The sequence below is a fragment of the Mesorhizobium sp. M1004 genome (genome assembly GCF_040318795.1).
Lineage (GTDB): Bacteria > Pseudomonadota > Alphaproteobacteria > Rhizobiales > Rhizobiaceae > Mesorhizobium.
The window spans coordinates 450,805-464,960 of sequence record NZ_JAMYNB010000002.1; the positions used below are offsets into that span (position 1 = coordinate 450,805).

The following is a 14,156-nucleotide window of genomic DNA, read 5'->3' on the forward strand; positions in this document are numbered from 1 at the left end:
AGATGACAATTCGGTTATTTGGCGGGCGCCGGTGCCGGCGTCGCAGGGGCTGGAGCTGCACCTTCAGCCGGCTTGGCCGGAGCGGCACCCTCGGCCGGCTTGGCCGGCGCCGTTGCATCGGCGGCGGCACCTGGCGTCGGCAGCGGCTTCGGGCTATCCGACAGCGTGCGCAGATAGGCAATGACGTTGGCGCGGTCCTCGTCCTTCGGCAGGCCGGCAAAGCCCATCGCCGTGCCCTTCACGAATTTCTTCGGCGAGGTGATGAAGTGGTTGAGATTGTCATAGGTCCACTTCTCGGCGCCGCCCTTGGAAAACTCCTTCATGCCGGCCGAATAGGCAAAGCCCTCATGCTCGGCGACGGGGCGGTCGACGATGTCCCAGAGATCCGGGCCGACCTTGTTGGGGCCGCCTTTTTCGCCGGAATGGCAGGCCTGGCATTTCTTAAAGACGGCCGCACCTTGCTCGACATTGGCGGTGGCCAAAAGGTCGGCGATCGGCTTCGCCTCTGCTGCGGGTCCGGCGGCGCCGCCTTCGGCAGGCTCCGTCGCCTCGATGGCAAAGCCGGGTTTTTCCGGCGCCGGCGAGGCAAACAGGGCGTCGGACACCAAACCGACCGAGAAGACGACGAAACAGGTTCCAAGCAACCCGGCGAGCAGTTTGTTGACTTCGTTGGAATCCATACGCCCCAGGGCTCCCTTTTCCGGCGGACCTCTCCGTCCACTCCGTCCGTCGGTATCGTGACCCACCCCGTCGAGCCGGTCAAATCGGGCGGAAACTAGGTCTTTTGCTTGGGCGTTGCAACACCTATAAGGGCGCTTCCAGTGAGACCTTTTGCCACTTTCCCCATCCTCTTTCGAACGCCTTGCAACCTCGATGTCCACGCTCATCCTGATCCCGGCCCGCATGGCCTCGACGCGCCTGCCGGGCAAGCCGCTGGCCGACATAGCCGGCGCGCCGATGATCGTCCATGTCGCCCGCCGCGCCGCTGAGGCTGGGCTTGGCCGGGTAGTGGTGGCAACCGACACGCGCAACGTGGCCGAAGCGGTGCGCGCGCACGGTTTCGAGGCGGTGATGACGCGCACCGACCACGAATCCGGTTCCGACCGTATCTTCGAGGCGCTGACCGCCCTCGACCCCGATCGCAAGGTCGAAACCATCGTCAATGTGCAGGGCGACCTGCCGACCATCGATCCCAAGATCATCGGTGCGGCGCTGAAACCGTTCGAGGACGCTGCGGTCGACATCGCCACGCTCGGCGTCGAGATCGTCCGCGACGAGGAAAAGGCCAACCCCAACGTCGTCAAGATCGTCGGTTCGCCGTTGTCGGCGACGCGGCTGAAGGCGCTCTATTTCACCCGCGCCACCGCGCCCTGGGGCGAGGGGCCGCTCTATCACCATGTCGGCCTCTACGCCTATCGGCGCTCAGCCCTCGAACGCTTCGTCGCGCTAAAACCTTCGCCGCTCGAACGGCGCGAGCGGCTGGAGCAGTTGCGGGCGGTGGAGGCCGGTATGCGCATCGATGCCGAGATCGTGCAATCGCTGCCGCTGGGCGTCGACACGCCGGAAGACCTCGAACGCGCCCGACAAATTCTTTCCTGAGACCTTCAACCTGAGATATCGGCATGCCTGACAAGACCAACAGAATAGCCTTCCAAGGCGAACCGGGCGCCAATTCCGACACCGCCAGCCGCAACATGTTCCCTTCGATGGAGCCGTTGCCGTGCCCCACCTTCGAGGATGCCTTCAACGCGGTCGAGACCAACAAGGCCGACCTCGCCATGATCCCGATCGAAAACACCATCGCCGGCCGCGTCGCCGACATTCATCATCTCTTGCCGGAATCGAAACTCCACATCGTCGGCGAGTATTTTCTGCCGATCCACTTCCAGCTGATGGTGCTGCCAGGCGTCAAACGCGAAGAGATCAAGACCGTGCACAGCCATATCCATGCGCTGGGACAGTGCCGCAAATACATCCGCAAGAACGGTTGGAAGCCGGTGATCGCCGGCGACACGGCGGGCTCTGCGAAGCTGGTCTCGGAGCTCAAGGACCGCACCATGGCCTCGCTCGCCCCGGCGCTAGCCGCAGAACTCTACGGCCTCGACATCATCGAGAAGAACGTCGAGGACACGGATTCGAATGTCACCCGCTTTGTCGTGCTGACCAAGGACAAGCGATTGGCCGAACGGCCCTCGGCCGACACCAAGATGATGACGACCTTCATGTTCCGTGTCCGCAACGTGCCGGCTGCGCTCTACAAGGCAATGGGCGGTTTCGCCACCAACGGCGTCAACATGACGAAGCTGGAGAGCTATCAGTTGGGCGCCTTCACCGCGACGCTGTTCTACGCCGATATCGAGGGCCATCCCGACGATCCACTGGTCAAGCTGGCGCTGGACGAACTGCGCTTCTTCTCGCGCGAAGTGCGCATTCTGGGTGTCTATCCCGCCAGCGAGTCGCGCGAGCAGTGGAAGGTCGCGGACTAAGGTTCCCCTAAACCAGCAGGGTCAGCGGCACATAGTCGATTTCCATGAAGGTTTCGACTTCCGGGATCCAGCGGTCGCGCACGAAGGCAACGTGGTCGGGATGCTCGTTATATCTGGTGTAGGCGGCCTGATCGACGAACTCCATCGAGAAGCCGAAGTGATAGTCGTTCTTCGGGCTGACTTGCCGCAGCGGCTCGAAATGGGTGACGCCCTTGATTGCGCTGAGAATGCGCTTGGCATCGGAGAGGAACCGCTTTTCCTCCAGCGAGTACTGCGGGTGCTTCAGGGTGAAAACCACGGTGTGACGGATCATTTTTTGCTCCCGTTAAGCAATTCCAGGAAAAGTGTGAAGCGGTTTTCCGTCCGGAATTGCGTAAAATAACAAGTCTTATTCGCTGTCGACCCAGGCGCGGATCAGATGATGCGCGATCGCGCCTTTCGGCGGCGTGACCAGATTGTCCTTGTGCGTCCTCTCCAGCATGGAACGCACCTCGTCGCGAAAAAACCAGCGGCAATCTTCCAACTCGTTGAGATCGGCCTGGATGTCGTCACTGAGCGGTTCGCCGAAACAGCCGATCATCAGCGAATAGGGGAACGGCCAGGGTTGGCTGGCATGGTAGACAACGCGGCCGAGCCGGATGCCGGCTTCCTCCAGCGTTTCGCGGCGCACCGCCGCCTCGATCGTCTCGCCCGGCTCGATGAAGCCGGCAAGCGCCGAGTACATGCCGGGCCCGAAATGCCGGCCGCGGCCGAGCAGGCATTTTTCCCGCGTCGCCGTCAGCATAATCGCCACCGGATCGGTGCGTGGAAAGTGCTCGGTGCCGCAATTTGGGCAATGGCGCTTGTAGCCGCCGGCCCGCATTTGCGATTCATGGCCGCATTTGCTGCAGAAGCGATGGGTGGCATGCCAGGCAAGCAGGGCGGCGCCTTGCGCCAGCGCGCCCGCTGCCGCCTCGTCGATCAGCCCCTGCATATAGACCGAGCGATAATCGATCGCCTTCATGGTCTCCGGCAGCTGTTCGGGATCGAGGCCGACCGGCACGGCAAGTACCGGGCCGCTCTCGGCAAAGCCAAGCAGCACGCCTTGTGCGAGTGATGGCTGCAGCTTCTGGCTCTCAGCCAGATCGAACCAAGGGTCGAAGCTGCCATCGTGCAATTTCAGATACAGCCGTCCGCCATGCATCGGCAGAAGACGTGCCGAGGGATCGGCCAACGCCCTTTCGACGGAATCGTCGGCGCGGTTCTCGGATTGCCGATCAATCGTGTTTCCGGCGAAGCCGACGAACTGGCTCGGTTCGCGCAAGGGCGCGTCAAAAAGGCGAAGGGTCATGGAAGCTCGAACGTCTAGGGATGGACACAGGCGGCTTATAGCGCCGCCTTGATCTGTTGCGCAAACTGGCGGATGCCTGAACGCTCATAGGGCTCGCGCATGCCGTGCCCCCACACCGGCCCCGGCCAGCCCGGATCGCCTTCCGAGCGGGCGATGACGTGGACATGCAATTGCCGAACGATGTTGCCGAGCGCGCCGGTGTTGATCTTGGTGCAGCTCGTGGTTCTTTTCAGCGCCTGCGCCACCATGTTGGTTTCGAAGGTCAACATCGCCTGGTCGAGCGGCGTCATGTCGTGGATTTCTTCGGCCCCCGGCCGCTGCGGCACCAGGACTAGCCATGGCCAGCGGCTATCGTTCATCACCCTGAGCTCGCACAGGCCGAGCCACATCAGCTGCTCGCTATCCGCCTCCAGCCTGGAGTCGAGCGTGAATCCGGCCTTGAGGCCCGGTAGCATTGGCGTTTCCCTTGCGCTTCTCGCATTATTCCCAAACTCATCACGCTAGAGCGGCTGCACGGGGGCTGCAAGCGATTCATTGAGCGGCGGAGTTCACGGGCATCCGATTCTCAATGCACCCTTGCATTTGATCGCTGAATTGCCGATATGGAACGCGGGAGGTTGGTGGTGGACGATCCACTCGCCAACCGGGTCAGGTCCGGAAGGAAGCAGCCCTAACGAGCCCGGAACGGGTCATTGTTCCAGCCTCCCACCTCATCGGCCCCTCTCGCGACATTGACGACGCATTGCAGCGCGGGCGAGACTATTGGAGCAATTCCAGGGAAAGTGTGAGCGGTTTCCCGTCCGGAATTGCGTTAAAGCAAAGGGTAGAGCGGTTTGCCGTTTCAGAAAACGGTGAAACGATCTAGCAGGAATCGGCTACGCTGAGACGCGGCCTTTTGGAGCTTTACGGGCGAATGAGCGAAGCCGGAAATTCGGACCCCGAAAACCTGGAGAAGCAAAAGGCCGTCGCCTATCGCGTGCTGGCGCGCAAATATCGTCCGTCGAATTTCTCCGAACTGATCGGCCAGGAGCCGATGGTCCGCACTTTGACCAACGCTTTCTCCACAGGCCGCATCGCCCAGGCCTGGATGCTGACCGGCGTGCGCGGCGTCGGTAAGACCACGACGGCGCGCATCCTGGCGCGGGCGCTCAACTACAAGACGCCGACGGTCGACCATCCCTCGGTCGACCTCGCCCTCCTGGGCGAGCACTGCCAGGCGATCATGGAAGGCCGCCATGTCGACGTCATCGAGATGGACGCCGCGTCGCATACCGGCATCGACGACATCAGGGACATTATCGAGCGCGTGCGCTATGCCCCGGTGTCGGCGCGCTACAAAGTCTACATCATCGACGAAGTGCACATGCTCTCCACCCAGGCCTTCAACGGCCTGTTGAAGACGCTGGAAGAGCCGCCGCCGCACGTCAAATTCATCTTTGCCACCACCGAAATCCGCAAAGTGCCGATCACCGTGCTGTCGCGCTGCCAGCGTTTCGACCTGAGACGCATCGATGCTGGCGCACTGGTCGCGCACCTCTCCTCGATTGCCGGCAAGGAAGGCATATCGGTCGACGACGACGCGCTGGCGATGATCGCGCGCGCCGCCGAAGGCTCGGCCCGCGATTCGCTCTCCATCCTCGACCAGGCGATCGCCCATGGCGGCGGCGCCGTCAGCGCCGAAGCGGTGCGCGCCATGCTGGGTCTCGCCGACCGCGCCCGCATCGTCGACCTGTTCGAACATGTCATGAAGGGCGATGTGGCGGCCGCCCTTGCCGAATTCCGCAACCAGTACGACACCGGCGCCGATCCGGCTGCCGTGCTGACCGATCTGGCCGAATTCAACCACCTCGTCACCCGGCTGCGCTTCGTGCCGACGGCTGCCGACGACGCTTCCCTGTCCGAGGATGAGCGCCGCCGCGGCGCCGACTTCGCCAGCACGCTGTCGGTCAAGGTTCTGTCGCGGACCTGGCAGATGCTCTTGAAAGGCATTCCCGAGGTGCAGTCGTCCAACCGCCCGGTCAGCGCCGGCGAGATGGTGCTGATCCGCCTGGCGCATGCCGCCGACCTGCCGACGCTGGACGAGGCGCTGAAATCTCTAGAGAGCGGCGCTCCGGCGTCCGGTGGTGTGTCACGCCCGAATGGTGCGCCGGTAAATGCCGGCAATGGCGGCGGCGCCAGCGCGGTAGCGCAGACCCGGATGCCGTCCGGGCCAGCCGGTGCGCAAACCATGCGATTGGTCGACGCGCCCCCGGTCGCCTTTGTCGCGCCTCCGCAGCCGGTCGTCGAGCCGCAATCGCCGCCGCTGAAATCGCTGGCCGATATTGTCGCTCTTGCCGACGCGCAGCGTGACATCGCCTTCAAGGTGCTGGTCAAGAGCTGTATTCGCCTGGTGCGCATCGAGCCCGGCCGTATCGACGTCGGCCTGACCGCCGATGCGCCCAAGATGCTGCTCAACGACTTGACGACGAAGCTGCGCGCCTGGACCGGCCGCAACTGGCTGGTGTCATTGTCGAAGGAAGAGGGCGGCCAAACGCTGGCCGAGATGGAATCGACCAGGCGCGAGACTGCTTTCTCCGACGCGAAAAGCGATCCGGCTGTGGCCGCCATCCTGGCGCGCTTTCCCGGCGCCAAGATTATCGACGTGCGCATTCCCGACGCGCCGGAAGTCGACACCGACAAGGCCGAAGCGCCGGTCGAGCCGCCATCCGACGACGACGAAACCTGACCATAGCCACGAATCCGCAAAGGACCCGACCATGAAAGATCTTCTCGGCCTGATGGGCAAGGCGAAGGAAATGCAGGCCAAGTTCCAGGCCATGCAGGACGAGATCGCGACGATTGAAGCAAGCGGGCAGGCGGGCGGCGGGCTGGTCAATGTCACGCTGACCGGCAAGTTCGAAATGAAGTCGCTGAAGATCGATCCGTCGCTGTTCAAGGAGGACGAGGTCGAGATTCTCGAAGACCTGCTGCTGGCCGCTCACAATGACGCCAAAAATAAGGTCGAGCAGATTATGCAGGAGAAGACCAAGGCGCTGACGGCAGGCTTGCCGATCCCGCCCGGAATGAAATTGCCGTTCTGAGCCGGCTCCAACCAGTTAATTGATTATGAAGGGAAATCGGCTGCGGAGGCTGTTGTTAAGACTTTCTCCGGCTTTGCTCACGCGGACATATCCGGGCATTTATAAAGTTTTACCTATGCTGCACGAAAGCTAATCCTTTAGCCATCTTTTTGCCTTTAAGAGTCTCATTCTTGCCACATCTCGTGGCGGGCTGGCATCTGGACAATGAGGCATTTTTGTTGATCGCGACGCGATGGAAGACGCCGCTTCTGCTCGGCATCATCTTCTCCCCTATGTTCCTGGCCGGTTGCAGCCAGACCACGTCTTCGCACGGCCTGTCGGTCGCCAGCCTGACCGACGCCATCACGCCCAGCTTCCTTTCGACGCGCGCCTACCGCAACACGCCGAAGGAGAAGGAATGCCTGGAGCGGGCGATGTTCTTCGAGTCCAACCGCTCGAGCCGTGACGGCATGATCGCCGTCGGCACGGTGGTGATGAACCGGCTGCGCTCCGGCAATCATGGCAGCACCATTTGCCAAGTGGTTGGCGAACCGGGCCAGTTCGCGCCCGGCGTGATGACGCGGGCGATGAATTCGAAAGCGATGCCCGATGTCGAGGAGGCCGCCGATGCGGTGCTGAAGGGCGAGCGCAAGGCCAAGCTGAAGAACACGATGTACTTCCACACCGCCGGCCTGAGGTTCCCCTACAAGAACATGCATTACACCATGGTTGCCGGCGGCAACGCCTTCTACGAGAAGCGCGGCCGCAACTGGCAGCCGCTGCCGGATGAATCCACGACCATGGTTGCCTCGGGGACGCCGCGCGCGCCTGTGCCTGAAGCGCCGGTGCAGGTTGCCTACGCCGAGCCGGTGGTGAAGACCATTGTCCGTCCAGATCCTGCCAAGCAGGCCGCGGCGGTTCGCGCAGCCAAGGCGACACGTGCCCCGGCCGAGCAGACCTATGTGACGGCTTTCGCGGCGCCCGCCAAGAGCGCCCGCGTCGCCGCCAAGCAGACGGAGGTGGCGATGCAGGAGCCGATGGCCGAGCCGGATGCCTCGCGTTTCGGCGGCACGCTGAACGCCCGCTACATCACCTCGGTTCCATCGGCGACGCAGGAAGCGTCGATGGGCTTCCAGTCGACGCCTGAGAACACCGACGCTATCGGCGCAATGATCGTCGATCAAACCCGGCCGCTCTCAGCCTACTGACGCCCAGAACATTTTCCGAGCCCGCCATGGCAGCATGGCGGGCTCGGTGCGTATGCGGCATGTTTCAAAGCGCGCGGAAAAATCCTAGATCAGTGCGATGTCGAAGCGAATCGCCGGTCCCGAGATCGAACGCCTGATCCAGCTCCTGGCCAAGGTGCCGGGGCTAGGGCCTCGTTCGGCCAGACGTGCGGCACTGCACCTCATCAAGAAGAAGGAGCAGCTTTTGTCGCCGCTCGCCGCCGCCATGGCTGAAGCCGCCGACAAGGTGCGCATCTGCACGACCTGCGGCAATGTCGATACCTCCGACCCTTGCATGATCTGCACCGATCCGCGCCGCGATGCCTCGACGCTGATCGTCGTCGAGGATGTCTCCGATCTCTGGGCGCTGGAGCGGGCGGCGGCCATGAATGTGCGCTACCACGTGCTCGGCGGCACGCTGTCGCCGCTCGACGGCATCGGTCCCGAACAGCTCAACGTGCGCTCGCTGGTCGACCGCGTTGCCGGCGGCGAGGTGAAGGAGGTGATCCTTGCCGTCAATGCCACCGTCGAGGGCCAGACGACGGCGCACTATCTCACCGACCAGTTGTCGGGCTTCGAGGTCAAGGTGACACGACTTGCCCATGGCGTGCCGGTTGGCGGCGAGCTTGATTATCTGGATGAGGGTACGCTGGCAGCCGCGTTGCGATCGCGGACGGCGTTTTGACGCAATTGGCGGGGATGCTCCGGAGATGACAGCATTCCTTCGGGCCCCCCTCTGTCCTGCCGGACATCTCCCCCTCAAGGGGGGAGATTGGCTGTCGCTTCGGTTTTCGCCTACCACCTGCGTTGAAAGAAGAATGCCGTCCGAGAAGCTGCTGATCTCCCCCCTTGAGGGGGAGATGTCCGGCAGGACAGAGGGGGGTGTGAGGGAACGCAAGCCTCCAAGGCTGCTACTATTTTCATTCCTTGCAGCCCTGCTCGCCCTCCTCCTCATCTCCCCCGCCTCCGCCGCCAAAATCGATGACCAGTTCCGCGCCTGGCTGCAAACCGATCTCTGGCCGCAAGCCCAGACCAAAGGCATCTCCAAATCCACTTTCGACGCCGCTTTCGACGGCGTGAAGCCGAACCTCAAATTGCCCGACCTCGTCCTGCCCGGCGAGAAACCCAAAACCCCGCAAAAACAGCATCAGGCCGAGTTCGGTTCGCCCGGCGCCTATTTCGCCGAAAAGACGGTGCGCGCCGTCACGTCAGGTGCGCGCACGCGCGAGGCGGCCAACGCCAGGACGCTGGCTGCGATCGAAAAGCGCTACGGTGTCCCGGGCGAGATACTGTTGGCGATCTGGGGCCGCGAGACCGGCTTCGGCGCGGCGAAAATGCCCTACGACGCCTTCGAGGTGCTCGGCACCAAGGCATTCATGTCGACCAAGAAGGACTTCTTCCGCACCGAGGTGCTGGCGGCGCTCGAGATCGTCGAGCATGGGTTGGCGCCGGTCGGCGCCATGAAATCGTCCTGGGCCGGCGCGCTCGGCCAGCCGCAATTCATGCCGACCTCGTTCCTGAAGCACGCCGTCGACTACGACGGTGATGGGCACCCGGACATCTGGAATTCGACGCCGGACGTGCTGGCCTCGATCGCCAACTATCTCGTCCACTATGGCTGGGTGAAGGGGCGTGGCTGGGGTTTCGAGGTGACGGTGCCGGAAAGCGTTTCCTGCTCGCTCGAAGGTCCCGACCAGGGCAAGAAAATCTCAGCCTGGGCGGCGATGGGAATCATCCGCGTCGGCGGCAAAGCCTTTCCGGCCAACGAACTGAAGGCGGAAGGGTTCCTTTTGATGCCGGCCGGACGCAGCGGTCCGGCCTTCATCGCCACGCCCAATTTCTACGTGCTGAAACAGTACAACACCAGCGACCTGTACGCCCTGTTCATCGGCCATGGCGCTGACCGCATCGCCCATGGCGATGCTGATTTCGTCGGCATCTGGGGTGCGGTCGGCGGCCTGCATCGTTCCGACATCGCCGCGCTGCAACGGGCGCTGGAGGCCAAGGGCTACGATGTCGGCAGCGCCGACGGCCTGCCCGGCTTCAAGACCCGCCGCTCGATCGGCAGCTGGCAGGAAAAGAACGGCCGCCCCGCCACCTGCTTCCCCGACGCCGATCTGGTTGCTGCCATCAAGTAACACCGAAAAGAGCAGATTTTTCCCCATCGGCGGCTGCAATTGGGTCGCCCATGCTTCGACGCGCACAGCATATTCCGGTCCAGTATGCCGGCTCGCGAAAATGCCCGTTGCCGGTTGGAGGGCTGCCGGATAGGGTGTTGACCAACTGGAAAAAAATCAACACGGTATGGGGTCTAACGGTCGTCCTCCGGCCGCGAAAAAGATTACTGCAGCCCTGAGCCGGGAACTCGGGGTCAACAATCAACAAAACAGGGAACAATCATCATGATGATGGAAAAGTTTGCTCTACGTTCGCGCGTCTGGCTCGCAGGTGCTGCCATGTCCGCTCTGCTCATTGGCGTCGCGCCGGCCTTTGCCGTGACCCCCGCCGACACGCTGGTCGAAGGTTTTGCCATCGACGACATCATCTCCATGGATCCGGGCGAGGCGTTCGAACTGTCGACCGCAGAGGTCACCGGCAACACCTATGATCTGCTGGTCCGCCTCGACCTCAGCGACACCTCCAAGGTCAAGGGCGACCTTGCCGAGAGCTGGACCGTTTCCGACGACGGCCTGGTCTATACGTTCAAGCTCAAGCCCGGCCTAAAGTTCGCTTCGGGCAATCCACTGACCGCCGCCGATGTCGCCTATTCCTTCGAGCGCGCCATCAAGCTGGACAAGCCGCCGGCATTCATCATCAACCAGTTCGGCATCAGCGGCGACAATGTTGCCGACAAGGCCAAGGCCGTCGACGATACCACCTTCCAATTCACCGTCGACAAAGCCTATGCGCCGAGCTTCGTGTTAAACTGCCTGTCGGCAACGGTCGCTTCGGTCGTCGACGCAAAGCTGGTCAAGGAACATGTCGCCGCGGTGACGCCGAGTGCCGACTACAAATGGGACAACGATTTCGGCAACGCCTTCCTGAAGACCGGTTATGCCGGCTCCGGCGCCTACAAGCTGCGCGAATGGCGGGCCAATGAGGTCGTCGTGCTCGAGCGCAACGACAATTACAATGGCGAGAAGGCCAAGCTCGCCCGCGTCATCTACCGCAACATGAAGGAAAGCTCGGCGCAGCGCCTGGCGCTCGAAGCAGGCGACATCGACGTTGCCCGCAACCTCGAGCCGAACGATCTCGACGCCATCGCCAAGAATGCCGATCTCACCACGACCAGCGCGCCGAAGGGCACGGTCTATTACATCAGTCTCAACCAGAAGAATCCGAACCTCGCCAAGCCCGAGGTTCGCCAGGCGTTCAAATATCTGGTCGACTACGATGCGCTGAGCACGACCATCCTCAAGGGCATTGGCGAAATCCACCAGACCTTCCTGCCCAAGGGCGTGCTGGGCGAACTGGACGAAAATCCGTTCAAGTTCGACGTCGCCAAGGCCAAGGAACTGCTGACCAAGGCCGGCCTGGCCGACGGCTTCAGCGTAACCATGGATGTACGCACGGGACAGCCGACCACCGGCATGGCGGAATCGATCCAGCAGACGCTTGGCCAGGCCGGCATCAAGCTGGAAATTATCCCCGGCGACGGCAAGCAGACGCTGACCAAATATCGCGCCCGCAATCATGACATCTATATCGGCCAGTGGGGCCAGGACTATTTCGATCCGAACTCCAACGCCCAGACCTTTGCCTCAAACCCGGACAATTCGGATGAAGGCAAGACCAAGACGCTGGCCTGGCGCAATGCCTGGGACATCCCGGACCTGACAAAGCAGACCGAAGCAGCCTTGCTGGAGAAGGATGCCGGCAAGCGCGCCGATATGTACAAGAGCCTTGAAAAGACGATCCTCGACACCAGCCCCTTCGTCATCATCCACCAGCAATTGGAAGTGGCAGGCCTGCGCAAAAACCTGAAAGGCTTTGCGCTCGGTCCGAGCTTCGACACCAACTTCGTCGGCCCGGTCTCCAAGGAATAGCGCCGGCGGACGCGCCCTGATGAGCGCGATTGAAAACCAGGCGACGGCGGGGCAGGGAAGCGCCCGCGCCGTCGCTATCTTGTTGGCGATCGGCCGCTTCCTGGTCATCGCGGTCACCACCTATCTCGGCCTGCTCGCGGTGACCTTTTTCATCGGCCGCGTCATCCCGATCGATCCGGTGCTGGCGGTGCTCGGCGACCGCGCACCGGCCAATGTCGTCGAGCGCACCCGCCGCGAGATGGGGCTCGATCTTCCGTTGATCGAGCAATTCTATATCTATCTCAAGCATGCGCTGAACGGTGATTTCGGCACCTCGGTGCTGACCACCAATCCGGTGATGACCGACATCCGCCGTGCCTTTCCGGCAACGATCGAACTGGCGACTTTGGGCACTCTGATAGGCTCGTTGCTCGGCGTGCCGCTCGGCGTGCTGGCGGCGGTAAAACGCGGCAGTCTCATCGACCAGATCGTTCGCATTGTCGGCCTGATCGGCTATTCCGTGCCTATCTTCTGGATCGGGCTTTTGGGGCTTGTCCTGTTCTACGCCAAGCTCCAATGGGTGGCTTTTCCCGGCCGCCTCGACATCGTCTACGAGTACACATTCACACCGATCACCGGCTTCTACCTGCTCGACGCCGCGCTGCAGGGCCAGTGGGATGTCTTCTACGACGCTTACCGCCACATCATCCTGCCGGCAGGGCTGCTGGGCTATTTCTCGCTCGCCTATATCAGCCGAATGACGCGCTCCTTCATGCTGAACGAGCTGTCGCAGGAATACATCGTCGCCGCGCGCGCCAAGGGCCTGTCTGAAACGCGAATCATCTGGGGCCATGCGCTGCGCAACGCCGCGGTGCCGATGGTCACGGTGATCGCGCTGTCCTATGCCGGGCTGCTCGAAGGTTCGGTGCTGACCGAGACGGTGTTCTCCTGGCCCGGCATCGGCCTCTACATCACCAATTCGCTGCAGAACGCCGACATGAACGCCGTGCTCGGCGGCACCATCGTCATCGGTTCGGTGTTCATCGGCATCAATCTCCTGTCCGACGTTCTCTACAAGGTGCTCGATCCGAGGACGAAGACAGGATGAGCGCCGAAGCAATCCAAACGCGCCGCGATTGGCTGCTCAGCGATCGGCCGGCCTCGCGCATGCAGGCACGGCTCGGCCGCGCCTACGTCGCTTGGCGGCGCTTTTCCGCCAACCGGCTGGCGTTTCTCGGCCTGCTCATCATCATCGCGCTGCTGCTGGTCGCCGCCTTTGCCGATGTGCTGGCGCCCTATTCGCCGACTATCGGCGATCTCAAGAATGCCCGGCTTTTGGCGCCGAGTGCGGCGCATTGGTTCGGCACCGACGATCTCGGCCGCGATATCTATTCGCGCATTCTTTTTGGCTCACGCTGGACCCTCTATGTCGTCATTCTCGTCGCTGTCATAGCGGCCCCCATCGGCCTTTTGGTCGGCACCGTCGCCGGCTATGCCGGCGGCTGGACCGATGCCATTCTGATGCGCATTACCGATATCTTCCTCGCCTTCCCCAAGCTGATCCTGGCACTGGCCTTTGTCGCCGCCCTTGGCCCCGGGATCGAAAACGCGGTGCTGGCCATCGCCATCACCTCGTGGCCGCCTTACGCCCGAATTGCGCGGGCCGAGACGATGACCGTGCGCAATTCGGATTACATCAAGGCGGTGCAATTGATGGGCGCCTCTCCGTTCCGCATCGTGCTGCGCCACATCATGCCGCTCTGCATCTCTTCGCTCATCATCCGGGTGACGCTCGATATGGCCGGCATCATCCTCACCGCCGCCGGCCTCGGCTTCCTCGGCCTGGGCGCCCAGCCGCCGCTGCCGGAATGGGGCACGATGATCGCGTCCGGCCGCCGCTTCGTGCTCGACCAATGGTGGGTGGCCGGCGCGCCGGGCTTCGCCATCCTCATCGTCAGCCTCGGCTTTAACCTGCTTGGCGACGGCCTGCGCGATGCGCTCGATCCCCGGAGTGGCGACCAATGAGTGGT

General features: G+C 62.6%; 14 protein-coding genes and 1 other RNA gene. 11 read left to right on the top strand and 4 right to left on the bottom strand.

Features of this window, described 5'->3' with window-relative positions; all coding sequences use genetic code 11:
• Window positions 1-14: 14 nt before the first annotated feature.
• Window positions 15-680: a c-type cytochrome gene (locus NKH54_RS06290; RefSeq protein ID WP_023669512.1), complete on the bottom strand. Its 666-nt coding sequence runs from the start codon at window positions 678-680 to the stop codon at window positions 15-17.
• A gap of 193 nt (window positions 681-873) precedes the next feature.
• On the opposite strand from NKH54_RS06290, the gene NKH54_RS06295 reads away from it, so the two are divergent.
• Window positions 874-1,599, top strand: coding sequence for a 3-deoxy-manno-octulosonate cytidylyltransferase (locus NKH54_RS06295; RefSeq protein ID WP_023669513.1), 726 nt, complete (start codon window positions 874-876; stop codon window positions 1,597-1,599).
• Between the two features lie 23 nt (window positions 1,600-1,622).
• The gene (locus NKH54_RS06300) at window positions 1,623-2,486 is read left to right on the top strand and encodes a prephenate dehydratase (RefSeq protein ID WP_023682034.1); all 864 of its coding nucleotides are present in this window, start codon (window positions 1,623-1,625) and stop codon (window positions 2,484-2,486) included.
• A 7-nt stretch (window positions 2,487-2,493) separates the two neighbouring features.
• Here NKH54_RS06300 and NKH54_RS06305 read toward each other — a convergent pair whose 3' ends face one another.
• The 3 genes from NKH54_RS06305 to NKH54_RS06315 form a co-directional block, all read right to left on the bottom strand.
• A complete protein-coding gene (locus NKH54_RS06305) occupies window positions 2,494-2,799 on the bottom strand; it encodes a Dabb family protein (protein ID WP_023669515.1) in 306 nt (101 codons plus the stop codon).
• Window positions 2,800-2,874: 75 nt separating this feature from the next.
• Window positions 2,875-3,816: an NAD(+) diphosphatase gene (gene nudC, locus NKH54_RS06310; RefSeq protein WP_023751922.1), complete on the bottom strand. Its 942-nt coding sequence runs from the start codon at window positions 3,814-3,816 to the stop codon at window positions 2,875-2,877.
• Window positions 3,817-3,851: 35 nt separating this feature from the next.
• A complete protein-coding gene (locus NKH54_RS06315) occupies window positions 3,852-4,271 on the bottom strand; it encodes an HIT domain-containing protein (protein WP_023669517.1) in 420 nt (139 codons plus the stop codon).
• Window positions 4,272-4,428: 157 nt separating this feature from the next.
• Between NKH54_RS06315 and ffs the strand changes: the two genes are divergently transcribed.
• From ffs to nikC, 9 genes are all read left to right on the top strand, one after another.
• Window positions 4,429-4,525, top strand: an RNA gene (gene ffs / locus NKH54_RS06320) — signal recognition particle sRNA small type.
• 204 nt (window positions 4,526-4,729) lie between these two features.
• Window positions 4,730-6,541, top strand: coding sequence for a DNA polymerase III subunit gamma/tau (locus NKH54_RS06325; protein WP_023669518.1), 1,812 nt, complete (start codon window positions 4,730-4,732; stop codon window positions 6,539-6,541).
• A 31-nt stretch (window positions 6,542-6,572) separates the two neighbouring features.
• Window positions 6,573-6,896, top strand: coding sequence for a YbaB/EbfC family nucleoid-associated protein (locus NKH54_RS06330; RefSeq protein ID WP_023669519.1), 324 nt, complete (start codon window positions 6,573-6,575; stop codon window positions 6,894-6,896).
• Between the two features lie 218 nt (window positions 6,897-7,114).
• Window positions 7,115-8,083 (top strand): cell wall hydrolase, encoded by a 969-nt coding sequence (locus NKH54_RS06335; protein WP_023688761.1) that lies wholly within the window; start codon window positions 7,115-7,117, stop codon window positions 8,081-8,083.
• 97 nt (window positions 8,084-8,180) lie between these two features.
• Complete coding sequence (gene recR, locus NKH54_RS06340) at window positions 8,181-8,786, top strand: recombination mediator RecR (RefSeq protein WP_023688760.1); 606 nt, start codon at window positions 8,181-8,183, stop codon at window positions 8,784-8,786.
• A gap of 175 nt (window positions 8,787-8,961) precedes the next feature.
• Complete coding sequence (locus NKH54_RS06345) at window positions 8,962-10,239, top strand: lytic murein transglycosylase (RefSeq protein ID WP_353027924.1); 1,278 nt, start codon at window positions 8,962-8,964, stop codon at window positions 10,237-10,239.
• Between the two features lie 264 nt (window positions 10,240-10,503).
• Complete coding sequence (locus NKH54_RS06350) at window positions 10,504-12,147, top strand: ABC transporter substrate-binding protein (protein ID WP_023725785.1); 1,644 nt, start codon at window positions 10,504-10,506, stop codon at window positions 12,145-12,147.
• Between the two features lie 19 nt (window positions 12,148-12,166).
• Window positions 12,167-13,234 (top strand): ABC transporter permease, encoded by a 1,068-nt coding sequence (locus tag NKH54_RS06355; protein ID WP_023738172.1) that lies wholly within the window; start codon window positions 12,167-12,169, stop codon window positions 13,232-13,234.
• On the top strand, window positions 13,231-14,151 hold the full coding sequence (gene nikC, locus NKH54_RS06360) for a nickel transporter permease (protein ID WP_023682024.1): 921 nt from the start codon (window positions 13,231-13,233) through the stop codon (window positions 14,149-14,151). Before NKH54_RS06355 ends, nikC begins: the two co-directional genes overlap by 4 nt.
• The last annotated feature ends 5 nt before the right edge of the window (window positions 14,152-14,156 follow it).